We start from the raw sequence: 23,073 nt of genomic DNA, 5'->3' as shown, positions 1-23,073 counted from the left end.
GCGAAGCGCAACACACTCCACCGCTTTTCGATTGGCCCTGCCCCCGGCCGCATGCCATGGTGCTACGCTCAACGGACACGGCACTCGCGCCGACAAGGAGCCCCCATGGGTATCGAAGTCACCGGAATTCTCGGTCTGATCTGGCTGATCATCGTGATCTGGGCCATCGTCCGCACCGCGCAAAGCCCGGCTGGGCCAATGGTCAAGCTACTGTGGATTCTGATCCTGCTGTTCCTGCCAGTGGCGGGGCTGATCGCCTGGCTCCTCCTCGGGCCCAAGTAGCCCGGAAGACGGATCGGTCGAATCATCGCCGTTCGGGTTGCCGATGGGCGGGGACGGGGCTACACCGTCCCCGCGCCGCTCAAGCTGCTCGATCAGTAGCTGTCCCTCGTCGCGGGAATCGCGCAACCACTGCAACAGGTCCTGCTGCGAGCCGAACACCGCCACATCCACCCGGTGTATGGCATCGGGTTTCGGGATCGGCGTTGGGCGCTCGCTCGCCGCCAGCGGGCCGTAGCGGCCAAAGTCGGGCGTCACCACGTTTTCGGGCGGCTCCGGGCAAGCGGCATCCTCTCCGCGGGTTGCCTGTTCCAGACGCGCGCCGATGCGCTCGAGTACGTCTTCGGAGGTCTCAGGGTGCTCGAGCAGCCATTCGATCAGCGCCTCCGGATCCACCGCGGGGATGCCAAAGCGATCGCGATAATCGGCCTCCAGCGTCTGGATCCACTCGGCCAGCGCGCAGGGCTCGTCGACCGCGCTCGCCAGGGCACGGAACTCCCGCCGCAGGGCCTCGAACCGCTTCTTCACCTCACTGCCGGACTCCGGTGCCGGGACTTCCACATCCGGAGTGGCACCCCGTTCGGCAAGCGGCTGCTCCGACGGGGTGTCATCCGCCCCGGCGTCAACCGCCACTGGCTCGCTCGATGCGGGTTTGCGCAATAGATGCCGGAACCAGAAACGGCTGAACGAGGCCTGGTTCGAGGGGTCCCAGGAGAGATCGTTCAAGGCCTGTGCCAGCCGCTGAAACGGGCGTACTGACGGATCATGCTCCGAGAACATCGCTACGGGGTGCTGCAGGGTCACCGCCGCACGCAGGCTCTCGTCGCGCTGAATGAACCCGAGAAAGCCCACCGAGATCTTCAGATACTTCTCCACCGCACCACTGAAGCGCTGATACACCGCCCGCGCCTCACTGATGTCGGCCACCATGTTCACGACCACCTGACAGGTGAGCGGATACCGCCGTAGCGCGACCTTCAGCAACGAAAAGGCATCGGTGAGCGAGGTCGGCTCCGGCGTAATGACCAGCAGCACTTGGTGTCCGGCGGCGACGAAATCCAGGGTGGTATCGCCAATCCCCGCAGCGGTATCCAGGATCAGGTCATCGAAATGCTGCTCGATCCGCGCCAGCTCGGTCACCAGCCGCCGCTGTCGGGCCGCCGACAACTCCACGCAATCGCGGATACCCGAGGCCCCCGGGATGACTTTCAGGCCATGGGGGCCCTCGAGAAGGACATCCTCGACCGGACACTCCCCCGTCAGGACCTCGGCCAGCCCCTTTTGCGGGTGCAGCCCCAGCAGGATGTTCACGTTGGCAAGCCCCGTGTCGGCATCCAGGATGCAGACCCGGCGCCCCGCCCGGGCCAGGGTAATCCCGAGGTTGACCGCGATACTGGACTTGCCCACCCCGCCCTTGCCGCTGGTCACTGTCAGGACACGCGGCTGAGCTGACTGGACGCGAGCCGTGCCAGACTGCCTGTCGATCATGGGCTTCAAAGCTTCCTGCCTCCGAAGTGGCCTCACGGGATAGGCCTCACGCACGCCTAACGTCTCGTCTACTGGAATCGCTGGCGCAACGCAAGTCCCAGCAGTATAGTCGGGAACCAGGGCGAGAAGCCGCGACGCAGCAACGGATCGGGGCAATACAAGGGCACCCTCTCGGGTCCCGGGGAGAAGCATGGCCACGGCGCATACGGCAACCGAAACCATCCCCAGCCTGCCACAGGCCCTGACGTCCGTTCTCGATGCGGGCCAGGCGGCGGAGGCCGATTTCGAGGCCCTCAGCCGTGCCATTCTGCGCGACACCGGCATGACCACACGCCTCCTCGCGGCAGCCAACTCCCCGTTCTATTACCGCGGCTCGCCGTGTCGCACCATCGATAGAGCCCTTTTCAGCCTGGGGCTGGACACCGTGCGCAGCCTCGCCCTGACCGCCGCGATCCAGCAGCTTTTCGGCCGCTACCAGCCCAAGCGCACCAGCACGCTTCGGACCATCTGGCGCCGTGCGCTGACCACCGCCATGCTCGGCCAGGTCCTCGCCTCCCTGACACGCCACCCACGGCCCGAAGAGGCGTATCTGTCAGGGCTTCTGGTTGATCTCGGCAAGCTGATGCGACTGGCGTCCGACGAAGCGCGCTACTGGCCGCTGCTCGAGGCCAGCAGCGACCACCGCGAGCTGGTCTCCCGTGAACAGGCGACCTACGGTCAACACCATGCAGAACTGGCCGCCGAACACCTGGACCAATGGGGCCTGGACGGCTTCGTCACCGATGCGGTGCGTTTCCACCTCGAACCCACGGCACAAGTGCGCGATGCACACCACCTAGTGAAGATTGTCCATCTCGCCAGCCGACTTGGCGACGAACCACCCGACGCCATCGGCGACCCGGCCCTGGCAGCCGCCCACGACCTGTTTGGGCTCAATGACGGCCTGACCCGGGAACTGCGCAACCGCATCGAAGACGATGTCACCCGGGTTGCCGGTTCCCTGGGTATTGAGCTGGACGCGGGAGCCGAAACCGCGAATATCGAGGCACATCACCCCGATCAGGCGGCGCGCGAGGCGCTGGGGATGCGTGTCCGCGACCTCACCGAGCTGGAGCGGCTGTCCGGCGAGCTTCGCGCCTCGCGGACCCCCCGAGAACATTGTCTGGCCGCCCAGCGAACGCTGTTTCTCACCCTGGGTGTCGAACACAGCCTGATGTTCCTGACAGACGCGGACGGTGCATCGGTCTCCGCCTGGCTCGGCGAGGAAGACGAGCCCGACTTCACCCTGCCCCTGCTGCCGGGACGGAGCCTTGTGACCGACACCCTGCTGGACCGCGAGATGCGCCAGCACAAACCCGATGGCGAGACACCTGCACCGGTCATCGACCAGCAGTTGTTCCGGCTCTGCGGTGCCGAGGTGATCTGGGCATTCCCTCTGCTGGCGGATGCCAACTCCTCGCCCGCAGGGGTGCTGATCCTGGGACTGGACCGAGAACGTGCCCAGACCCTGGAACCCCGAACCGGATTTGTCCGGGCCCTGGCGCGAGAGATTGCACGCGCGCTGTGCACCTCGCAGTCCGACCCGCCCGAGCAAGCGCACACCGACGATACGACGCAGGAGCGAATCCGCGAGACGCTGCACGAGGCGGGCAACCCCCTCAGCATCATCCAGAATTATCTGGGTGTGTTGAACACAAAGCTGGGCGATGAGCACGAGGCCAGCCAGGAACTGGCCCTGATCAAGGAGGAGATTGATCGCGTCGGCCGCATCCTGCTGCGTCTAAAGGAACCCGACCAGGCAGTGGACGGACCGCCATCCTCGCTTAATCGGCTGGTCCAGGACGTGGCCGACATCGTGGACCGCTCTCTTTGCCACACGCGGGGCATCCGCCTGGAACTGGATCTGGCACCCGGCGATGCGCCCTTGTCTGTCTCCAGCGACCATGTGCGCCAGATTCTGACGAACCTGCTCAAAAACGCCGCCGAGGCCCTGCAGCCGGGGGGCGTCATTCGGCTGCAGACCCGTGACCCCGAGAGCTTCAATGGGACCAGCGTGGTGGCACTGGTGGTCGCCGACGACGGCCCCGGGCTTCCCCCGGAGGTCCGCGCGGCCCATTATCGGCCGGTGGAGTCGCACAAGGGCGAGGGGCACGCCGGGCTAGGCCTGAGTATTGTCCGCCGCCTGGCGGACGAGATCGGCGCTCACATCCAGTGCGACAGCGACCGCGAAGGAACGCGGTTCGAGATTCGGCTCCCCCATCGCGAGGCCGAAACCGGAGCCCTCGGGGCGGGACAGGGATAGCCCCCGCGATGATGCGAGACCACGGCGGGAGCCGCACATGAACGAACCCGGCACACCACAGACCCCTCGCATCCTCGTCGTCGACGACGACCCGCGCCTTCTGGAAAGCGTGCGCCAGCTGCTGGAACTACAAACGTTCAACGTGGAAACCGCGCCGGGCGGCGGCAGCGCTATCGAGGCCCTGCGGCGGGATCCGCCCGATCTCCTGCTGCTCGATCTGTGCATGCCGGAACTGGGGGGGCGTGATGTCCTGCGCTTCATCCAGGCCGCCGGGCTCGCGGTCCCTGTGGTGGTCATCAGCGGCAACACCTCGGTGGACGATGTCGCCGGCGCCCTGCGCGACGGGGCCTCCGACTACCTGAAAAAGCCCTACCAGCCCGACGAGCTGCTGGCGACCGTCCGCAATGCCCTGCACAAAAAAGACCTGGAAGACGCCAATCGCCACATGCGGGCACGCCTGGAGCGTTCCGAGCGCCTGCACCGGCTGATCGTCAACAACTCGCCGGACATCGTGTTCATCCTGGACCGCGACGGTCGGTTTCGTTTCGTGAATTCGCGCGTCCACGAGTTGCTCGGCTATTCCCGTCAGGACCTGCTGGACACCCGTGTCCTGGATCTGGTCGAAACCGACGACCACGAGAAGGCGGAGTACTTCTTCGAGCAGGCCGGGCGCAGCCATGCCCACATCCGCTCCGTGGAGCTCGCGCTCAAGCCGCGGGAGATGGCCCGCACCCGGCGCTATTTCGAGGTCGCGGTCTGGCCGACGGCGGCCAGCGACGATACAGGCGAGACCCTGGTCTACGGGACTGCCCGCGACATCACCGACCGCAAAGAGTCAGAAGCCTTCATCAACTTTCAGGCCTACCACGACCTGCTTACGCGCCTGCCCAATCGTGCCCTGTTCCGCGACCGGGTCGATGTGGCCATCGCCCAGGCACAGCGCCAGGGTCACCCCCTGGCCGTGATGTTCATCGACCTCAACCGCTTCAAGGTCATCAACGATTCGCTGGGGCACACCATCGGCGACCGCCTGCTGCAGGCCGTCGCCCAGCGCCTGCTGGGCTGCATTCGCAAAGGGGATACGCTGTCGCGCTTCGGCGGCGACGAATTTACCCTGCTGCTCCCTCAGATCAGCCGCCAGGAGGCCGCGGTTGATGTAGCCGAAAAGATCCTCGAAAGCCTCAATGAACCGTTCCACCTGGGGGGCGACCACGAGTTGTATGTCGGGGCCAGCATCGGGATCGCGATCTACCCCGAGGGGGGCGACACGCTCGAGACCCTGATCCGGCATGCCGACATCGCGATGTACCGGGAAAAGAACACGGGCAAGAATGGCATCCGCCTGTTCGCACCGGAGATGCACGGCAACACGCCACACCGCCTGCAATTGGAGCAGGACCTGCGCAAGGCCCTGGAGCGCGAAGAGTTCCACATCCTCTACCAGCCGCAGGTCGATGGCGAGACAGGACAGCTCCTGGGCGTCGAGGCGTTGGTTCGCTGGAATCACCCCGATCGCGGCATGCTGGGCCCAGCCGAATTCATCCCGGTCGCCGAAGACACACGTCTGATCGTCGACCTCGATCGCGCGACCCTGCGCAACGCCCTCGGCGACATACGCAAAGCCCATCAACACGTACCCAACCTGCGCCTGGCTGTGAACCTGTCACCGGTACTGATCGAGCGCGACGACTTTGTCGACGGCGTACTGGGACTGCTGGTCGAGACCGGCTTCCCCGCAGAACTGCTGGAGATCGAGATCACCGAAAGCCTGTTGATGAGCGACACCCACGATACCGTGGCCAAACTCAACCGCCTGTGCGAAGCCGGCGTCCAGGTGGCAGTGGATGACTTCGGCACCGGTTATTCGTCGCTGAGCTATCTGCAGAAGCTGCCGGTCCACACCCTGAAGATTGATCGCAGCTTCACCCTCACCATCTGTACCGACGGGGAGGCCTGTATCGTTAACGCGATCGTATCGATGGCACGCGGCCTGCAGATGAACATCGTCGCGGAGGGCGTGGAGACCGCAGCCCAGCAGGAGTATCTGCGCCGCCTTGGCTGCCCGATGATGCAGGGCTTCCTGTTCGGGCACCCTTCCCCCCTCGCGGACCTGCTACAGGCGGAATCCGACTTCGGGCGTCGAACTGCCCGATCCTGAATCCGGTTTGCGGTCCCGTCCCGCCCTCGCAGCAGACTATGCGCCAATGCCTTGCAAGGCATTATCGGCCGGGGCCGGGCGGCCCAGCAGGTAGCCCTGCCCGAAACGGCAGCCCTCGCGTAGCAGGAACGCTTGCTGGCCCGCTTCTTCCACACCCTCGGCAATCAGGTCCAGCCCCAGTGCGTCCGCCAGGGCAATGATGGCGCGGATAATCGATTCGTTGTTGCGCGAGTGCCCGATATCGCGGACCAGTGACTGGTCGATCTTCAGCCGCCGCAGCGGCAAGCGACGCAGATGCGCCAGGTTGGAATAGCCCGCACCGAAGTCATCCATGGCCAGCGTCACGCCGAGCGTTTCCAGGCGGTGCAGCACGGCCAGCGCCCGCTCTGGCTGCTCCATCATCATGGTCTCGGTCAGTTCCAGCTCCAGCCGGTCGGGCTCCAGACCGTGGTGCTCCAGGATCTCCTGGATCGCCGCCACCAGAGTTTCGTCATGCAGCTCGCGCGCGGACAGGTTCACGGCCACGGTCGGCACGCCTCGGCCGTCCTGGTCCCAATGCGCCAGCTGGGCACAGGCCGCGTTCAACACCCAGCGATCAATGGCCTGGATCATCCCCGTCTCTTCCGCCAGCGGGATGAACTCCGCGGGGGACACCATTCCGCGCTGTGGATGACGCCAGCGCACCAGCGCCTCCATCCCCACCAGCCGGCCCGACTGCATCTCCAGCTGCGGCTGAAAGTAGAGCAGCAGCTCGTCGTTGGCGATGGCGCTACGCAGGTCGTTTTCCAGGAACAGACGATGTTCCGTCTGCGCCCCCATTCCGGGCTCGTAGACATGCCAGGTGTCCCCGCCAACGCTGCGCGAGGCCGCCATTGCGAGTTCCGCGGCGGTCAACAATTCGTCACGCGTGTTGCCATGTTCGGGGAACGTCGCCAGCCCGACGCTCGCCGTGGTGACCAGCGCACGCCCACCGATAGCGCAGGGTTCGCGCAAGGCTTCCAGCAGCTGCTCGAGGAAGGCCTCGGCGCCGCCATCCATCGGCGGGTTTTCGATAATCAGGCAGAACTCGTCTGCCCCCACGCGAGACACCGTATCCTGCGGCCCCAGTAACCCCCCAAGCCGTTCCGCAATACCTTCCAGCACGCGGTCGCCCGCCGACGTTCCCAGGGTTTCGTTAACATTGCGGAAACGATCCAGGTCGATCAGCACCACCCAGCGCGCAAGACCATCGGCCATCGCGCGTTCCAGGGTGTGTCCCAGCCGGTCGTGCAACAGCACGCGGTTCGGGAGGCCGGTACGCGCGTCGTAATGGGCCATCTGCCGCAGCGCTTCTTTCTGCTCCATGCTGGCGGTGAGATCCGTCCAGCTGCCGACCACCTCGGCCCCGCGCTGTCCCTGATTGCCGCCGGGAATGATCCGCATCTCGTCGCGGATATGGCGCAGCTTGCCCCAGCCGTCGAACAGGCGCAGTTCACGGACCATGTGGCGTTCCTCCTGCAAACGCCGGTTCTCGCGCATGGCCGTGGCCCGGTCCTCCGGATGGACTTGCTGCTCCCACCAGCCCGGCTGCAGCGCCACCCTGGAATTGAATCCAAACAGCCGCGCGAAGTTGCCACTCACCCAAAGCGGCTTGAAATCCAGCGCATTGAGTTGATAGAGCACGACCGGTCCACTCTCGAGCAGGTGTTCGAGACGCTGATTGGCCTCGCGCAGGGCACGTGTCTGCGCGCGCACGGTGCGTCGCAACCAGACCGCCATCAGCCCCAGGACGAGTGCGATCACGGCGGCGGACGCCAGCGCCGACCAGGCCCACGTCGGGATTTCCCCCTCCCCGAGGGGTGGTTCCAGTGCCTGCTCCATCGCGTGCTGATAGGGCGACCCCGCGTCGCCCTTCCAGCGCTGGAGGTAGGCGTCGATCACCTCCAGTCGGTCATCCTGCCGCCCAGGGGCAGCGGCGTAGTAAAGACCGACCTGGTCGAAGGTGACGGGGGTTTCCACCAGCATATGCTGGCGTGCATGACGCCGCGCATAGAAGTTGTTTGTGATCGCCACGTCGGCATCGCCCGACGCGACAGCAGCCAGCACGGATTCCATGTCGCCACGGGTCACAAGGGTCCAGTCCAGGCCGGTGTCCAGTGCGTACTCGCGCAGGTAGTCGTATTGAATCGATCCATCGAGCACCGCAAGGCGGAGGCCTTCCAGCGCTTCGATGCGATCCAGCCCCGAATCGATCGGCGCCAGCACCTGGCTCCATGCCTGAGCCACCGGGATCGAGTGAAACGCGAGGCTCTCGCGCCGCTCCGGCGTCAGCGCGACATCCGGCATCAGGTCGATCTCGCCCGCCTCCAGGGCCTCCAGACAGGCCGACCACTCGCACGAGACATACTCCAGCCGCCAGTGCTCGCGTCGCGCGATGGCGTCCAGCAACTCGACGAACACGCCCCCTGCCGCCCCATCGTCACCCGTGCCGACCTTGGGCACGTTCTCGTACAGCCCTATGCGCAGGGGATCATCCGCGCCGGCCCCGGCGGGCAGGCACAGGGACACCGCCAGCAGGACAGGCATGACCGCACGGCGCCATCGCGTCCATTTGCTCCTGGTTCTGGGTTTCCAATCAGGCACGACGCGCCCCTGTGCGTTCGGTACCGCATAGTGCCATGGATGGCCAGGCCACGGACCGCCCGTTGTTATCCGTTCGTTAGACCGATCGCGCCCCTCGCGCCTCCACCAGTGCGCGCGTACGCTCCATGATCCAGCGCCCGGGCTCGCCCATCGCCTGCTCCAGCGTGATCGTGCCATCACAAAGGGCGCGCGCGTCGGCGAGCCCCACCGCCTCGAGTTCCTCCGGGGTGGCATCGATCGAACCGGCCACGGCGACGACCGGCACACAGCAGCGCCGTGCCCGCCGAACCACCTCGGCCACGACCTTGCCATGCGCGGTCTGGCCGTCGACCTGCCCCTCACCCGTGATCACCAGATCGCTCCCGGCGATCGCCGCATCGAGATCGATCAGATCCGCCAGGTACACCGCCCCCATGCGTGACTGCCCGCGCAGGACACAGGCCAGTGCAAAGCCCAGTCCGCCGGCAGCCCCCGCCCCGGGCATGGCGCCCGGGCGGCGCAACTCCCCCGCCTCGTCAATCGCGCGTTCCAGCCGCTCCATGTAGGCATCCATGCGTGGCACGTCTTTCGTGGCCAGGCCCTTTTGCGGGCCGAACACCGCCGCAGCACCCCGGTTGCCCGTCAACGGGTTGTCGACATCGTTCAGCACCGTGATGCGGAGTCCCGCAAGCCGTGGCTCCAGACCAGAGAAATCGGCACTTTCCAGGTGCTCCAGCCGGTCCGGGACAGGATCCAGCTCGGCCCCTTCTCGGTCCCGAAAGCGGACCCCCAGTGCGTGCAGCATCCCGGCACCGCCATCCACCGTGCCGCTGCCCCCGAGGCCGATCAGCACATGCCGGGCACCGGCATCCAGGGCGGCAAGGATCAGCTGCCCCACGCCGCGGGTATCGAGCCTCCACGGATCGCGCTCGGCCTCGGGCACCAGGTCCAGCCCACAGGCCGAGGCGACATCAATCACCGCGCGTCGGGTGACGGCATCGCACCCCCAGCCCGCCGAGACATGCTGCCCACGCGGATCACGGACATCGGACAAATGCCAGGCCCAACCCATCGTATGGCTGACCAGTTCCGCCGTCCCTTCTCCTCCATCCGCCATCGGCAACGCCCGGATGCGGGTGGATGGACTCGCGGCATGTACACCGCGAGCCATCGCCTGGGCCACGTCTGCCGCATCCAGACTGCCCTTGAAGCTGTCCGGACACAGCACGACCCGCCTCAGCTCAGACAAAGACGAGCCCCAGCAGGTAGATCACGATCATCGCGCTCACACCCTGCAACAGCGTGGCGGTCGTATAGGCCTTGTAGGCGGTCGACACCTTCATGCGGCTGAACTGGGTCACCACCCAGAAGAAGCTGTCGTTCGCGTGGGAGACAGTCATAGCGCCGGCACCGACAGCCATCACCGCCAGCACCATGCCCATGTCGGAGTCCAGGCCCAGCGAGGGCAGCAGTGGTGCCACCATGCTCGAGGCGGCCACCAGCGCAACCGTCGACGAACCCTGGGCCGACTTCAGCGCAGCCGCGAGCAGGAACGGCACCAACAGCCCCAGTCCAAGACCGGTCAGCATGTCGCCGAGCTGGTCACCAATCGGGGTCTCCTGCAGCACGGAGCCAAACGCGCCGCCGGCCCCAGTGATCAGCAGGATCGGCGCCGCGAGCAGGACCGCATCGACCGTCATCTGGTGGAAACGCCCGCGTTTGTCACCACCCTTCACCAGCAGCAGGGCGAACACCACGCCAATCGCCAAGGCGACCACCGGCTGGCCGAGGAAGATCAGCCCCTCCGCGAACATGCCGGGATCGGCATCGCGCGTGGCCAGCGACGCGATCGAACCGATGGAGATCAGTACAATCGGCGCCAGGATCGGCATGAATGCCGCCAGGGTGGACGGGCGATGGGCCAGATCGGGCTCCGGCTTCTTCACCTCCTGGCCAGTCGCCTCCTCGATCGGGTCTGGCTCGAGCAGTTCGTCGTCGTTCGCGTGGGTATAGCGGCTCGCCCAGAGCCAGCCCACTGCCGCCGCCACGGCGGCCACCAACAGGCCGAACAGGATCACCAGCCCTAGCGCATCGGCGATGCCGATGTTGCTGGCCGCGGCGATCGGACCCGGGGTCGGCGGGACGAAGTTATGCGTGGCGAACAGACCCGTCGCCAGTGCCACACTCATCGCCACCAGGGACACGCCCGCCTTCTTCGCCAGCGCGTTCTTCAGGGAGTTCAGGATTACGTAGCCGGAGTCGCAGAACACCGGGATGGACACGATGTAGCCGATGATCGTGGCCGTAAGGTTCGGGAATCGATCCGACAACGCCCGAATGATCGCCTCCGCCATCACGATCGCCGCCCCGGTGCGATCCAGGATCACCCCGATGATCGTACCCAGCGCGATCACGATCCCGATATAGCCGAGCGTACCGCCGAAGCCGTCGTTGATGACGCTGATCGCCTCTTTCGGGGCAATACCTCCGATCAGTGCCATCACGAAGGCCGCCAGCAACAGGGCAAGGAAGGGGTGGACTCGCAGCTTCACGGTGGCAAACACCAGTGCCGCCACGACGATAATCAGGCCAACAATCAGCATCTCGCGTCCCCGTCTTGTTGTGGTTATCGAGTTAAGAGCATAGACCCTGTAACCCTTATTGGGACGAGAATTTCCATACTGATTTCGATCCGCGCTGGCACGCCATACCGACAAAAGAAAAGGCCGCCCGAAGGCGGCCCTGGCGCGAAGCGCGATGATGGAGGCTGGGGTCGGAATCGAACCGGCGTACACGGATTTGCAGTCCGCTGCATAACCACTCTGCCACCCAGCCTGTATCGGGTGGGTCCCGGTCCGCATGATGCCCGCGTGATGCGACAGGCGGCGGCCGAAACAGAAAACCCCGGCCGAACCGGGGTTTCAGGAATCTGTTGGAGCGGGAAACGAGATTCGAACTCGCGACCCCAACCTTGGCAAGGTTGTGCTCTACCAGCTGAGCTATTCCCGCTCTTCGTTAACGGCGCGTATTCTACCGCACCGGGGGCGAACGTCAATACCCCGCCGGTGTTTCCGTGCGGCCAATCAGCGCCCGCGCGCAGCCGCCAGCATGTACTGCACCATCGAGACCAGCGTCAGGATGGCCGCCAGATACAGCAGCCATTCACCGATCGCGAAAATCGGCAGCCCGGCGACCGGCTCCGCCCACAGCAGGAGGAAGATCGCCACCATCTGGGCGGTGGTCTTGACCTTGCCGACCCAGGATACGGCCACCTTCGCGCTGGCGCCGACCTCGGCCATCCATTCGCGCAAGGCCGAGATCGCGATCTCGCGCCCGATAATGACGACCGCCGCCAGCGCCAGGCCCACGCCCGGGTTGTGATCCACGACCAGGACCAGCGCGGCGGCCACGATCAACTTGTCCGCCACCGGGTCGAGGAACGCACCGAAGCGGCTGGTCACCTCCCAGCGCCGGGCCAGGTAGCCGTCCGCCCAGTCGGTGATCGCGGCGAGCGCAAAGACGATCGCCGCGACGATGCCGGCCGTGGGCATCGGCAGCGCGTAGAACACGACGATCAGCAGCGGGATCATGACGATCCGCGACCAGGTCAGCCAGTTGGGGAGTTCACGGATCATCTGCTGGTCAGCCCTCGTGAAACTGGTCGTAAATCGCCTGCGCGAGCCGCCGGTGGATGCCCGGCACCTTGGTCAGCTCGTCGACGCCGGCCCGGGCCACTCCGCGCAGCCCCCCGAAGTGGCGCAGCAACGCGCTGCGGCGCTTCGGCCCCAGCCCCGGGATCGACTCCAGGGTCGATTCCTTGCGCGCCTTGGCACGGCGCGCACGGTGCCCAGTGATCGCGAATCGGTGCGCCTCGTCGCGAATCTGCTGGATCAGGTGCAGCGCACCCGAGTGCGCGGGGAGTATAGAGGGGGCCTCCACCTCGCTCAATATCAGAGTTTCCATACCCGGCCGGCGTTCCTCGCCCTTGGCGACGCCGATCACGCGGATGTGATCCAGCCCGAGGTCCGCCAGCGCATTGAGCGCCTGCGTAACCTGCCCCTTGCCACCATCGATGAACAGGATGTCCGGCTCCTGCCCTTCCCCCTTCTTCAGCCGCGCGAAGCGCCGGCTCAGGGCCTGATGCATCGCGGCGTAATCGTCGCCGGGCTCGATGCCGTCGATGTTGAACCGCCGGTAGTCGGACTTGATCGGCCCCTCGGGCCCAAACACCACACAAGAAGCGACCGTGCGCTCGCCGCCGGTGTGCGAGATGTCGAAGCACTCCATGCGCTTCGGGGGATTCTCCAGATTCAGTTCGGCGGTGAGGGCGTCCAGGCGCGCGGTCTGTCCGGCCTGACTGGCAATGCGGGTCTTCAGCGCCAGTTCGGCATTGCGCCGCGCCATATCCAGCCAGCGCGCCCGATCCCCGCGCAGCGACCAGGCGACCTGGACCTTGCGGCCCCCGCGGCGCTCCATCAGGAAGGCCTCCAGCGCCGGCGCGCCTTCCGGCTCGTGCGACAGCAGCACGCGCGCCGGCGGTTCGCGTTCGGCGTAGTACTGCGCCAGCACCGCCGCCATGATCTCCCCGGTGTCAGTGGCCTCCGGCACGTTCGGGAACAGCTCGCGGTTGCCCAGGTTCTGTCCGCCGCGCACGAAGAAGATCTCCACGGCCACCGCGCCCGCCTCCTGCGCCAGCGCAATCACGTCGGCATCGCCCTCGCCGCCGGAGACAAACTGCTGCTCGGAGATCTGGCGCAGCCGCGCGATCTGGTCCCGCAGCCGGGCCGCATGCTCGAAGTCGAGACGCTCGGAGGCCGCCTCCATGCGCTGCATCAGATCGGCGATCACCACCTCGCTCTTGCCCTGCAGGAACTGCACGGAAGACTCGACGTCGCGGGCATACTCCTCGGGCGTGATGTAGCCCACGCAGGGTGCCGTACAGCGCCCGATCTGATACTGCAGGCAGGGCCGGGAGCGGTGCGCGAACACGCTGTCCTCGCACTGACGCACCTGAAACAGCTTCTGCAGCAGCGCCAGGCTCTCGCGCACCGCCCCGGCCGACGGGTACGGACCGAAATAGCGCACGCCCTTCTTTTTCGCGCCCCGGTGAAAACCCAGACGCGGGTACTCCTGACCGGACACGAAGATGTAGGGGTAGCTTTTGTCGTCGCGCAGCAGCACGTTGTAGCGCGGCCGGTGGCGCTTGATCAGGTTGGCCTCGAGCAGCAGGGCCTCGGCCTCGGTGTGCGTGACCGCGACGCGGATGTCCGCGATCTGGCGCACCATCGACCGGATCCGCGGCCCGCGATCATCCGAACCGCGAAAGTAGCTGGCCACACGGCTCCTGAGATTGCGCGCCTTGCCGACGTACAGCACGCCGCCGCTGGCATCCAGCATCTGATAGACGCCGGGCGACTGCGTCAGCGTCTTCAGGAAGGCCTTGGAATCGAAACTGGTGTCGGAGGCACTCATGACAGCTTCAGGATACCGGAACGGCCAAGGGAGTCGGCCAAACCTGCAGGGCAACTGGGCGTGAGAGATGTCAGCAGAGGGCGTTCAATGCCCTTCGCACGTTGGTACCTCGACACCTTTGGGCCCCACGCCATCGCGAGCAGCCGGACCAAACAGGCTTTTCTACTCGAGGTGGGTACGGATGCGGGCGAAGAGTTCGCCGAACATGGCCGGGGTGAGGCGGCGGGTCTGGGTGTTGTAGCGGGAGCAGTGGTAGGAGTCGATCAGCCGCATGCCATCCAGTGCATGCTCGGCGCCGTGGGCAAAGCGCAGGCTGGACAGCGGCAGGCCGCAGGCCCGCAGCACCGCGTCATGGGCGATCTTGCCCAGCGCCAGGATCACCCGGGGCTGCATCGCGTCCATCTCCGCGGCCAGGAAACCGTTGCAGGTGCGGATCTCCTCGGTGGTGGGCTTGTTCTGCGGCGGCAGGCACTTCACCGCATTCGTGATGCGGCAGTCCAGCAACTGCAGCCCGTCGTCCGCGCGCACGCTCTCGGGGCCGGTCGCAAAGCCGTACTGGTGCAGGGTCTCGTAGAGCAGCACCCCGGCGTAGTCCCCGGTGAAGGGCCGCCCCGTCGCGTTGGCCCCGTGCATCCCCGGGGCGAGTCCAACGATCAGCAGGCGGGCATCCAGCGGCCCAAACGAGGGCACCGGAGCGGCATGGTAGTCCGGGTGCTTCGCCCGCACGTCTTCCAGAAAACCGGCCAGGCGCGGGCAGCGCCGGCAGTCCGGATCGAACACGGGAAAGGAATCAGCTTGCATCGGGCCAGTCGCGGTAGGGGTTCCGGGCCAGCTCGGTGTTGTAGTAGCGCGGGTCATGCGAGACCTCCTCGCCCAGCCATTCGGGGCGCGGGAAGTCGGCATCGCTCGCGGGCAATTCCAGCTCGGCGACGATCAGGCCGGCATTGGCGCCCTCGAACACGTCGATCTCGTATTCCCAGCCGTCCACATCCACCCAGTAGCGCGTCTTCTCGACCTGCGGACCCGCGAGGGTGTCGAGAAGGCGATGGGCCTCTTCGACCGGGATCGCGTACTGGTACTCGTCGCGCTCGACCCCCAGGGTCGCGCTCTTGATGTTCAGGTTCGCGCCCTCCTCGTCCACGCGCACGCGGATCGAGGCGCGATCATTGCCGCACAGATAGCCCTGGCGCATGCGCTGCGAGCGCACCACGGCCTCGCGCCAGGTATCACTGGCCAGCAGAAACTTGCGTTCGATCTCGCGACCCATGTCGTCGACTCCCGTCTTTCGGCGAACCGCTTCGTATCAGGCTTTGGCAGGGGCTTCGCCTGCAAGCAGGCTCCCACAGGAATGGAATCGCGAAGCGGCGCGCGCTACATCCGGATCAGCGCGGAGCCCCAGGTAAAGCCGCCGCCAAAGGCCTCAGTCAGGATCAGGTCGCCCTTCTTGATACGCCCGTCGCGCACGGCGGTATCCAGCGCCAGCGGAATCGACGCGGCGGAGGTGTTGCCGTGCCGGTCGACCGTGACCACGACGTTATCCATGGACATGTTCAGCTTCTTGGCCGTGGCCTGGATGATGCGGATGTTGGCCTGGTGCGGGACCAGCCAGTCCAGCTCGGACTTCTCGATCCCGTTGTATTCCAGTGTCTCGTCGACGATCTGGTCCAGGGTGTTGACCGCGACCCGGAAGACCGCGCGGCCTTCCATGCGGATAAACTCGAGATCCGGGTTGTCGCCGGGCTGCGAGACCCCGCCCGGGACCTCCAGCAGGCCCTTGTGGTGGCCATCCGCGTGCAGGTGGGTGGAGATGATGCCCGGGTCCGGCGAGCGCGACAGCACCACCGCGCCCGCGCCATCGCCCCACAGGATGCAGTTGCCGCGGTCGGTGTAGTCGGTGATGCGCGAGAGCGTCTCGGCCCCGACGACCAGCACATGCCGGATCTCGTCGCTCTGCATGAAGCGATCGGCCGTGGCGAGTGCATAGACAAAACCGGAACACACCGCCTGCACGTCGAATGCCGGACAGCCGCCGATACCCAGCTTCGCCTGCAGGATGCAGGCGGTACTGGGGAAAATCTGGTCCGGGGTCGTGGTGGCGACGATGATCAGGTCCAGGTCGGCGGGACGGATGCCCGCGGCATCCAGCGCACGCTCGGCGGCCTTCAGCGCCAGGTCGGAGGTCACCTGGTTTTCGGCCACGATGTGGCGCTCGCGAATCCCGGTGCGCTCCTGAATCCACGCATCCGAGGTATCCACCATGGCCTCGAGATCGGCGTTGGTCAGGATCCGCTCGGGCAGGTAGCTCCCGGTCCCGCTGATGCGTGCATGCTTCACTGCGCGTGCTCCTGCCCCAGTAGCTGACCCAGCTGCTTGTCGATGCGGCTGGAGATGTTCGCCTCCGCCTCGACCCGGGCGATGCGGATCGCGTATTCGAATGCCAGCGCATCGGCACTGCCGTGGCTCTTGATCACCACGCCCTGCAACCCCAGCAGCGAGGCCCCGTTATAGCGTCGGTGGTCAAAGCGGTGGCGCAACCGGCGCAGCACGGGCAGGGCAAACAATCCGGCCAGACGCGAGTACAGCGAGGCACGGAATTCGGCCTTCATGTTCGTCGAGATCATCTTGGCCACGCCCTCGCTGACCTTCAGCGCGACGTTGCCGACAAAGCCGTCGCAGACGACCACATCGACATCACTGCAGTAGACGTCGTTGCCCTCGACGAAGCCGACATAGTTCAGACTGGATTCCTCCAGCATGCGCCCGGCCTCGCGTACCCGATCGTTACCCTTGATGGCCTCCGACCCGATATTGAGCAGTCCCACCTTGGGGGCCTCGAGCCCGTCCACCGCATTCGCCAGCACCGAGCCCATCACCGCGAACTGGTACAGGTGTGCCGCCTCGACGTCCACGTTGGCGCCAAGATCCAGCATGTGGGTATGGCCGTAAAGCGACGGCAGCGCGGTCGCGATCGCCGGACGATCGATCCCCGGCAGGGTCTTCAGCACATAGCGCGCAGTGGCCATCAGCCCGCCGGTGTTACCGGCGGACACACAGGCCTGGGCCGTGCCTTTCTTGACCTGATCGATGGCGACCCGCATCGAGGAATCGCGCTTGGTGCGCAGGGCGACGGCCGGCGACTCCTCCATGCCGACTACCTGGCTGGCATGCACGATTTCCACACGGTCGCGCTCGGCAGGCGTCCAGTCGGCAAGACCGGACTCGATCGTCGCCTCGTCCCCCACCAGCAGCAGGCGGAAGTCGTCCGCCACCTTCAGCGAACGGCGGGCGGCCGGCAATACCACGGGGGCCCCATGGTCGCCACCCATCACGTCCAGGGCGATGGTGAATTCTCGGCTCATGCGCGCGCCCGCGAGACACCCAACGACCGGGCCCGATTAAACGCGGAAAGGCCACGGTGCAGCCGCAGCCGTGGCCCCAGCAAGGTCATCACGCCGAGCTTAGTCTTCGTCGTCTTCGACTTCGACGTCCTGCTGGATCACCTGACGACCACGGTAGAACCCGTCCGGGGTCACGTGATGCCGGCGATGGACCTCTCCGGTGGTCGGATCGGTGGACAGGGTCGCGCCCTTCAGCCCGTCGTGGGAACGGCGCATATCGCGCTTGGAACGGGTCTTGCGGCGTTGTTGCACAGCCATGATGAATCTCCAGATTAATCAAATCCCGCCTGTGCGGGGTTAGCCCGAATCAAAAACGGGCGCAAGTATAGCGTTTCGAGCCGGGCGGCGCCCTGCTCCGCCCGGCCTACCGATCCTCGCCGTCGCTCGAACTGCCCTTTAGCTGCTCGAGCACCGCAAACGGGTTGTCCTCGCGCTGCCCGGGAACAAACTCGGGTTCCACTGCGGGCTCGCAGTCCACGTGGCGCGGCACCAGCGGCCAGGCCAGCAGCACCTCGTCCTCGGCCCAGACCGCCGGGTGCAGCCGTCCGTCGTCCTCGAGTTCGAGGATGTCCTCGTCCGCGCCCAGGCCTTCTACGGAGCCGCCCGCCGGCAGGATCACCGCATCGGTCTCCAGCCGGAATTCCCAGGCCATCGGCTGCAGGCAGCGCTGGCAGGTCTGCCAGAGCTCGCCGGTGATCACACCGGCCAGCCGCACCTCGTCCAGCGCACCGCGCTCCAGCCCGAAACGGACATGGACTCGCAGCGGGTGCTCGGCCAGCGCCTCGTCCCGCAGGCGCGGCAGGTCCTCCGCAGACAAATCGCCTTCGAATTCCTGGTGCCGGGCCCGTGGCTGCCACGGGTCGAGAGATACGGGAATACGACTCATAGAACACTCAAATACAAGGGCGCGGAATATACGCGCGAGAGGGCCGTTCTGTCAAAGCGAAACAGAAACTTGCAGGCCTTCGACTGCATGCCGATACTCGGGCTTTCACTGACCTTCCCAAGGCCTTCCGTTTGATCCGCAAGCTGCTCATAGCCAACCGGGGCGAGATCGCCGTACGCCTGATCCGGGCCTGCGCGGAGATGGGGATTACCTCGGTCGCGGTGCATACCGACGCCGACCGCCACGCCCTGCACGTTAAAAAGGCGGACGAGGCCTACGCGATCGGCCCCGACAGCATGGGTGGCTACCTGAGCATCCACCGGCTGCTCAGTGTGGCCCGCGCGGCCGGATGCGACGCCGTACACCCGGGATACGGCTTTCTCTCGGAGAACGCGGATTTCGCCGCGGCCTGCGACGCGCGCGGGCTCACCTGGGTCGGCCCGGACGCCAGCGTCATCCGCCGCATGGGCGACAAGGTGGCCGCGCGAAAGGCAATGATCGAGGCCGGGGTCCCGGTCACCCCAGGGTCGGAGGGCAACCTGGAAACCCTGGAGGCCGCACTGGAGGCCGCCGAGGCCATCGGCTATCCGGTGATGCTCAAAGCGACCAGTGGCGGCGGCGGGCGTGGCATTCGCCTGTGCGACGACGCGGACGCCCTGCGGCGCAACTTCGACCGCGTGCGTTCGGAGGCGACCCGTGCGTTCGGCAGCACCGAGATCTTCCTGGAAAAGGCCGTGGTCAACCCGCGCCACATCGAGGTACAGATCCTCGCGGATACGCAGGGCAATGCCGTGCACCTGTACGAGCGCGACTGCTCCGTGCAGCGGCGCCACCAGAAACTGGTGGAGATCGCCCCCTCGCCGCAGTTGAGCGAGGCCCAGCGCGAGCACCTGGGCACACTGGCCGTTACCGCCGCCCAGGCCGTCGGCTACCAGAACGCCGGTACCGTCGAGTTCCTGATGGACGGCGATGACACGTTTTATTTCATGGAGATGAATACGCGCCTGCAGGTCGAGCATCCGGTGACCGAGATGATCACCGGCGTGGACATCGTGCAGGAGCAGTTGCGCATCGCCAGTGGCGACCCCCTGCGTTACGACCAGTCGCAGATCACGCGGCGCGGCTTCGCCATGGAGTTCCGCATCAACGCGGAAGACCCGACCAACGACTTCCTGCCAAGCTTCGGTCGCATCACGCGCTACTTCGCCCCCGGTGGCCCGGGCGTGCGCACCGACGGCGCGATCTACACCGGCTACGAGATCCCGCCCCACTACGATTCGATGTGCGCCAAGCTGATCTGCTGGGCGCTGGAGTGGGACGACCTGCTGGCGCGCAGCAACCGGGCCCTGCGCGACATGGGCGTGTTCGGGGTCAAGACCACCATCCCGTATCACCTGGCGATCGTGAACCACCCGGATTTTCGCCGCGCGGATTTCAATACCGGCTTCATCGCCGAGCACCCAGAACTGACCGAGCTACCGGCCAAGCGCTCCGACCGCCAGCTGGCCGTCGCAATCGCCGCCGCAATCGCCGCCCACCACGGGCTTTAGGGAAACACTGCCCCGCCCGAACACCGGACTAGCCATGGATCGAGTTCACATTACGGATGTCACCCTGCGCGACGGCCACCAGAGCCTGATCGCCACGCGCATGCGCACCGAGGACATGCTGCCGATCTGCGAGCAGATGGACGCGATCGGCTTTCACTCCCTCGAGGCCTGGGGCGGGGCCACGTTCGACGCCTGCGTGCGCTTTCTCAAGGAAGACCCGTGGGAACGCCTGCACCAGCTCAAGGCCGCGCTGCCCAACACGCCGCTGCAGATGCTGCTGCGCGGGCAGAACCTGCTCGGTTACCGCCACTATGCCGATGATGTCGTGCGCGCCTTTGTTGAACGGTCCGTGGCCGGCGGCATCGACATCATCCGCATCTTCGATGCGATGAACGATGCCCGGAACCTGCGCACGGCGATCGAGGCCACGCGCGAGGCCGGTGGTCATGCCCAGGGCACGCTGTGCTACACCACCGGGCCGGTACACTCCGCCGCCCAGTTCGTCGCCCTCGCCCGCGAGCTGGTGGCAATGGGGGCGCAGAGCATCGCGATCAAGGACATGGCCGGGCTGCTGACCCCGACGGCCACCCGCGAACTGGTGACCGAGCTGGTCGACGCGCTGGATGTCCCGATCCACCTGCATGCGCATGCCACCTCGGGTCTGTCCGAGCTGTGTCACTGGCAGGCGATCGAGGCCGGCTGCCGCCACATCGAGACGGCGATCTCCGCTTTTGCCGGGGGCACCAGCCACCCCCCCACGGAGAGCCTGGTTGCGGCCTTGTCCGGCACCAAGCACGACACAGGGCTGGACCTCGTGGCCCTGCAGAAGATCGGCCTGTATTTCCACGAGGTGCGCAAGAAGTACCAGCGCTTCGAGAGCGAATACACCGGCGTCGACACCCGCGTGCAGGTGAACCAGGTCCCGGGCGGCATGATCTCCAACCTCGCCAACCAGCTGCGCGACCAGAACGCGCTGGATCGCTTTGATGCCGTGCTGGAGGAGATCCCGCGCGTGCGCGAGGATCTCGGCTACCCGCCCCTGGTCACGCCGACCTCGCAGATCGTCGGGACCCAGGCGGTGATGAACGTCCTCGCCGGGGAGCGCTACAAGACCATCACCAACGAGGTGAAGCAGTACCTGACCGGGCACTACGGCCGCGCACCGGGTCCGATCAATCGCGTGATCCAGCGCAAGGCGATCGGCAACGCCGAGGTCATCGACGTGCGCCCGGCGGACCTGCTGAAGCCGGAGATGGACCATCTGACCCGGGAGATCGGGGACCTCGCGCAGGGGCCGGAGGACGTACTGACCTTCGCGCTGTTTCCCGAGGTGGGACGTTCCTTCCTCGAGCAGCGCCGCGACGGGACACTGGAACCGGAACCATTGAACCTGCCCGAGAACACCCAGGCGGGCTGCCCGGCGCCGGTCGAGTTCAACGTCACTTTCCACGGGGAGTCGTACCATATCCGCGTGAATGGCAGCGGCCACCACCGCGAGGACACGCGGCCGATGTACGTCACCATCGACGGCATGCCGGAAGAGGTCCTGATCGAGACGCTCGACACCATCGACACCGCCGGCGGCGGTAGCGGTGGCGCCGAGTCGCCGCGCACGGGCAAGAAATCCCGCCGCGCCACCCGCCCGGGGGATGTCACCACGTCCATGCCGGGCACGATCATCGACGTCCTGGTGGCCGAGGGCGACACCGTGGAGGCCGGCCAGCCGGTGCTGGTGCTCGAGGCGATGAAGATGGAGTCCGAGATCGCCGCGCCCATCGCCGGCACCGTGCGCGCGGTAAACGTGGCCAAGGGTGCGGCCGCCAACCCGGACGATGCCCTGATCGAGATCGACAGCCCGGATGCGTAAGCCCCATGCGTGAAATCGTCCTCGCCTCGACCTCGCCCTATCGCGCCCAGCTGTTGCAGCGCCTGCATCTGCCGTTCGCGACGGCCGCCCCGCAGGTCGACGAGACGCGGCTCCCGGACGAAGACGCGGCGGCCCTCGTGCAGCGCCTCGCCGAGGCCAAGGCCCGAGCAGTCGCTGGGACCCACCCGGGCGCATTGATCATTGGTTCCGACCAGAGCGCCAGCCATCAGGGCCACATCCTCGGCAAGCCGGGCGATCCCGAGCGCGCCCGCGAACAGCTGGCCTCGCTGTCCGGCGGCACGGTCACCTTTCACACCGGGCTGTGCCTGTTGGATGCCTCCAGCGGCGAGGCGCAGGTGGAGGACGTGGAATACGTCGTCAGCTTCCGCCGGCTGTCGGACGCGGAGATTCGGGCCTATGTCGCGCTGGACAATCCCGTGGACTGCGCCGGAAGTTTCAAGTCGGAAGGCCTGGGCGTCAGCCTGTTCGAGCGCATGGAGGGTTCGGACCCTACCGCCCTGGTGGGTCTGCCGCTGATCCGCCTGTGTCACTGGTTGCGGGAAGCCGGCATTGCCATGCCTCCCACCGAGGAGCGCTGATCAGGTCTCCGACGTGCGCCGGGAAACCGGGAGCCCCAGATCGGCATCGCGCCACATCGCCTGCAGGCGCGCATGATCCTCGCGCAGCGTGCCATCGACGCGCGAAGCCTGGGCCGTCGACGCCAGCACCTCGCGGGCCCACCCCGGCAATTGCGGATGCAGCCGGTAGTAGATCCAGTTGCTTTCGCGCCGGGTCGTCACCACGCCCTGCTGACGCAGCGCGGCCAGATGACGCGAGACCTTCGGCTGCGAGATTTCCAGCGCAGTCATCAACTCGCACACACAGAGCTCGCGCTCCAGGTGAATCAGCAGCAACGAACGCAAGCGGGTGTCGTCCGCCAGCAGGCTGAACAGGACAGTGGGGGTCAGAGACATAGGAAATCCGCTTTGGCCGATCCGGCCTTTATAAGTCGACCATTTCGCACAAGTTTAGCACGCTCGGGAGCGTGGAACCCCCAATGCGTGCAGGCATT

19 protein-coding genes and 2 tRNA genes are annotated in these 23,073 nt (G+C 66.2%); 6 read left to right on the top strand and 15 right to left on the bottom strand.

Translation table 11 applies throughout. The features are described 5' to 3' along the window. Positions 1-105 precede the first annotated feature (105 nt). On the top strand, positions 106-282 hold the full coding sequence (locus tag F791_RS13530; protein WP_012982968.1) for a PLDc N-terminal domain-containing protein: 177 nt from the start codon (positions 106-108) through the stop codon (positions 280-282). On the opposite strand, the gene F791_RS0109470 is transcribed toward F791_RS13530, so the two are convergent. Continuing rightward, on the bottom strand, positions 208-1,767 hold the full coding sequence (locus F791_RS0109470) for a MinD/ParA family protein (RefSeq protein WP_018994143.1): 1,560 nt from the start codon (positions 1,765-1,767) through the stop codon (positions 208-210). The genes F791_RS13530 and F791_RS0109470 overlap by 75 nt on opposite strands. A gap of 190 nt (positions 1,768-1,957) precedes the next feature. On the opposite strand from F791_RS0109470, the gene F791_RS0109465 reads away from it, so the two are divergent. After that, on the top strand, positions 1,958-4,069 hold the full coding sequence (locus F791_RS0109465) for an HDOD domain-containing protein (protein ID WP_018994144.1): 2,112 nt from the start codon (positions 1,958-1,960) through the stop codon (positions 4,067-4,069). Positions 4,070-4,106: 37 nt separating this feature from the next. Beyond that, entirely contained in the window at positions 4,107-6,227 is a 2,121-nt protein-coding gene (locus F791_RS0109460) for an EAL domain-containing protein (RefSeq protein ID WP_012982971.1), read from the top strand. Positions 6,228-6,263: 36 nt separating this feature from the next. On the opposite strand, the gene F791_RS0109455 is transcribed toward F791_RS0109460, so the two are convergent. From F791_RS0109455 to F791_RS0109395, 13 genes are all read right to left on the bottom strand, one after another. Next, the gene (locus F791_RS0109455; protein ID WP_018994145.1) at positions 6,264-8,792 is read right to left on the bottom strand and encodes an EAL domain-containing protein; all 2,529 of its coding nucleotides are present in this window, start codon (positions 8,790-8,792) and stop codon (positions 6,264-6,266) included. Between the two features lie 133 nt (positions 8,793-8,925). Next, on the bottom strand, positions 8,926-10,056 hold the full coding sequence (locus tag F791_RS0109450) for a glycerate kinase (protein WP_019592480.1): 1,131 nt from the start codon (positions 10,054-10,056) through the stop codon (positions 8,926-8,928). A 13-nt stretch (positions 10,057-10,069) separates the two neighbouring features. Further along, complete coding sequence (locus tag F791_RS0109445) at positions 10,070-11,431, bottom strand: GntP family permease (protein ID WP_018138533.1); 1,362 nt, start codon at positions 11,429-11,431, stop codon at positions 10,070-10,072. Between the two features lie 158 nt (positions 11,432-11,589). Further along, a tRNA-Cys gene (locus tag F791_RS0109440) sits at positions 11,590-11,663 on the bottom strand. Positions 11,664-11,761: 98 nt separating this feature from the next. Then, positions 11,762-11,837 (bottom strand) — tRNA-Gly (locus F791_RS0109435). A gap of 74 nt (positions 11,838-11,911) precedes the next feature. Then, positions 11,912-12,463 carry a CDP-diacylglycerol--glycerol-3-phosphate 3-phosphatidyltransferase gene (gene pgsA, locus F791_RS0109430; RefSeq protein WP_018138532.1) on the bottom strand — a complete coding sequence of 184 codons (552 nt, stop codon included), beginning with the start codon at positions 12,461-12,463 and terminating at the stop codon, positions 11,912-11,914. Between the two features lie 7 nt (positions 12,464-12,470). Then, the gene (gene uvrC / locus F791_RS0109425) at positions 12,471-14,300 is read right to left on the bottom strand and encodes an excinuclease ABC subunit UvrC (RefSeq protein WP_018994147.1); all 1,830 of its coding nucleotides are present in this window, start codon (positions 14,298-14,300) and stop codon (positions 12,471-12,473) included. A 162-nt stretch (positions 14,301-14,462) separates the two neighbouring features. After that, complete coding sequence (locus F791_RS0109420; protein ID WP_018994148.1) at positions 14,463-15,101, bottom strand: uracil-DNA glycosylase; 639 nt, start codon at positions 15,099-15,101, stop codon at positions 14,463-14,465. Further along, on the bottom strand, positions 15,091-15,567 hold the full coding sequence (locus tag F791_RS0109415) for a CYTH domain-containing protein (RefSeq protein ID WP_018138529.1): 477 nt from the start codon (positions 15,565-15,567) through the stop codon (positions 15,091-15,093). Before F791_RS0109415 ends, F791_RS0109420 begins: the two co-directional genes overlap by 11 nt. Before the next feature lie 104 nt (positions 15,568-15,671). Further along, positions 15,672-16,634, bottom strand: a complete 963-nt coding sequence (locus tag F791_RS0109410) for a beta-ketoacyl-ACP synthase III (RefSeq protein ID WP_018138528.1) — start codon at positions 16,632-16,634, stop codon at positions 15,672-15,674. After that, a complete protein-coding gene (plsX, locus tag F791_RS0109405; protein ID WP_018994149.1) occupies positions 16,631-17,659 on the bottom strand; it encodes a phosphate acyltransferase PlsX in 1,029 nt (342 codons plus the stop codon). Before plsX ends, F791_RS0109410 begins: the two co-directional genes overlap by 4 nt. 99 nt (positions 17,660-17,758) lie before the next feature. Next, positions 17,759-17,956: a 50S ribosomal protein L32 gene (gene rpmF, locus F791_RS0109400; protein ID WP_012982981.1), complete on the bottom strand. Its 198-nt coding sequence runs from the start codon at positions 17,954-17,956 to the stop codon at positions 17,759-17,761. 106 nt (positions 17,957-18,062) lie between these two features. Further along, positions 18,063-18,584, bottom strand: a complete 522-nt coding sequence (locus F791_RS0109395; RefSeq protein ID WP_026278827.1) for a DUF177 domain-containing protein — start codon at positions 18,582-18,584, stop codon at positions 18,063-18,065. A 131-nt stretch (positions 18,585-18,715) separates the two neighbouring features. On the opposite strand from F791_RS0109395, the gene F791_RS0109390 reads away from it, so the two are divergent. Genes F791_RS0109390 through F791_RS0109380 form a run of 3 tightly spaced genes read left to right on the top strand, consistent with a single transcriptional unit; the run spans position 18,716 to position 22,600 of the window. Next, the gene (locus F791_RS0109390; protein WP_018994150.1) at positions 18,716-20,134 is read left to right on the top strand and encodes an acetyl-CoA carboxylase biotin carboxylase subunit; all 1,419 of its coding nucleotides are present in this window, start codon (positions 18,716-18,718) and stop codon (positions 20,132-20,134) included. Between the two features lie 34 nt (positions 20,135-20,168). Next, positions 20,169-22,001, top strand: coding sequence for a sodium-extruding oxaloacetate decarboxylase subunit alpha (gene oadA / locus F791_RS0109385; protein ID WP_018994151.1), 1,833 nt, complete (start codon positions 20,169-20,171; stop codon positions 21,999-22,001). Positions 22,002-22,006: 5 nt separating this feature from the next. Then, positions 22,007-22,600: a nucleoside triphosphate pyrophosphatase gene (locus F791_RS0109380; RefSeq protein WP_018994152.1), complete on the top strand. Its 594-nt coding sequence runs from the start codon at positions 22,007-22,009 to the stop codon at positions 22,598-22,600. Here the strand turns inward: F791_RS0109380 and F791_RS0109375 are convergent, their stop codons facing one another. After that, positions 22,601-22,975, bottom strand: a complete 375-nt coding sequence (locus tag F791_RS0109375) for a metalloregulator ArsR/SmtB family transcription factor (RefSeq protein ID WP_018994153.1) — start codon at positions 22,973-22,975, stop codon at positions 22,601-22,603. It lies immediately after the preceding gene. Positions 22,976-23,073 lie beyond the last annotated feature (98 nt).

The organism is Thioalkalivibrio sp. ALRh (genome assembly GCF_000381425.1).
GTDB lineage: Bacteria > Pseudomonadota > Gammaproteobacteria > Ectothiorhodospirales > Ectothiorhodospiraceae > Thioalkalivibrio.
This window is presented reverse-complemented; position numbering and strand designations above follow the sequence as displayed.

Bases quoted from the DNA above. Each gene is read 5' to 3' on its own strand.
- F791_RS13530 (WP_012982968.1), top strand. From the start codon at position 106: ATGGGTATCGAAGTCACCGGAATTCTCGGTCTGATCTGGCTGATCATC.
- F791_RS0109470 (WP_018994143.1), bottom strand. From the start codon at position 1,767: ATGATCGACAGGCAGTCTGGCACGGCTCGCGTCCAGTCAGCTCAGCCG.
- F791_RS0109465 (WP_018994144.1), top strand. From the start codon at position 1,958: ATGGCCACGGCGCATACGGCAACCGAAACCATCCCCAGCCTGCCACAG.
- F791_RS0109460 (WP_012982971.1), top strand. From the start codon at position 4,107: ATGAACGAACCCGGCACACCACAGACCCCTCGCATCCTCGTCGTCGAC.
- F791_RS0109455 (WP_018994145.1), bottom strand. From the start codon at position 8,792: ATGCCTGTCCTGCTGGCGGTGTCCCTGTGCCTGCCCGCCGGGGCCGGC.
- F791_RS0109445 (WP_018138533.1), bottom strand. From the start codon at position 11,431: ATGCTGATTGTTGGCCTGATTATCGTCGTGGCGGCACTGGTGTTTGCC.
- pgsA (WP_018138532.1), bottom strand. From the start codon at position 12,463: ATGATCCGTGAACTCCCCAACTGGCTGACCTGGTCGCGGATCGTCATG.
- uvrC (WP_018994147.1), bottom strand. From the start codon at position 14,300: ATGAGTGCCTCCGACACCAGTTTCGATTCCAAGGCCTTCCTGAAGACG.
- F791_RS0109420 (WP_018994148.1), bottom strand. From the start codon at position 15,101: ATGCAAGCTGATTCCTTTCCCGTGTTCGATCCGGACTGCCGGCGCTGC.
- F791_RS0109415 (WP_018138529.1), bottom strand. From the start codon at position 15,567: ATGGGTCGCGAGATCGAACGCAAGTTTCTGCTGGCCAGTGATACCTGG.
- plsX (WP_018994149.1), bottom strand. From the start codon at position 17,659: ATGAGCCGAGAATTCACCATCGCCCTGGACGTGATGGGTGGCGACCAT.
- rpmF (WP_012982981.1), bottom strand. From the start codon at position 17,956: ATGGCTGTGCAACAACGCCGCAAGACCCGTTCCAAGCGCGATATGCGC.
- F791_RS0109395 (WP_026278827.1), bottom strand. From the start codon at position 18,584: ATGAGTCGTATTCCCGTATCTCTCGACCCGTGGCAGCCACGGGCCCGG.
- oadA (WP_018994151.1), top strand. From the start codon at position 20,169: ATGGATCGAGTTCACATTACGGATGTCACCCTGCGCGACGGCCACCAG.
- F791_RS0109380 (WP_018994152.1), top strand. From the start codon at position 22,007: ATGCGTGAAATCGTCCTCGCCTCGACCTCGCCCTATCGCGCCCAGCTG.
- F791_RS0109375 (WP_018994153.1), bottom strand. From the start codon at position 22,975: ATGTCTCTGACCCCCACTGTCCTGTTCAGCCTGCTGGCGGACGACACC.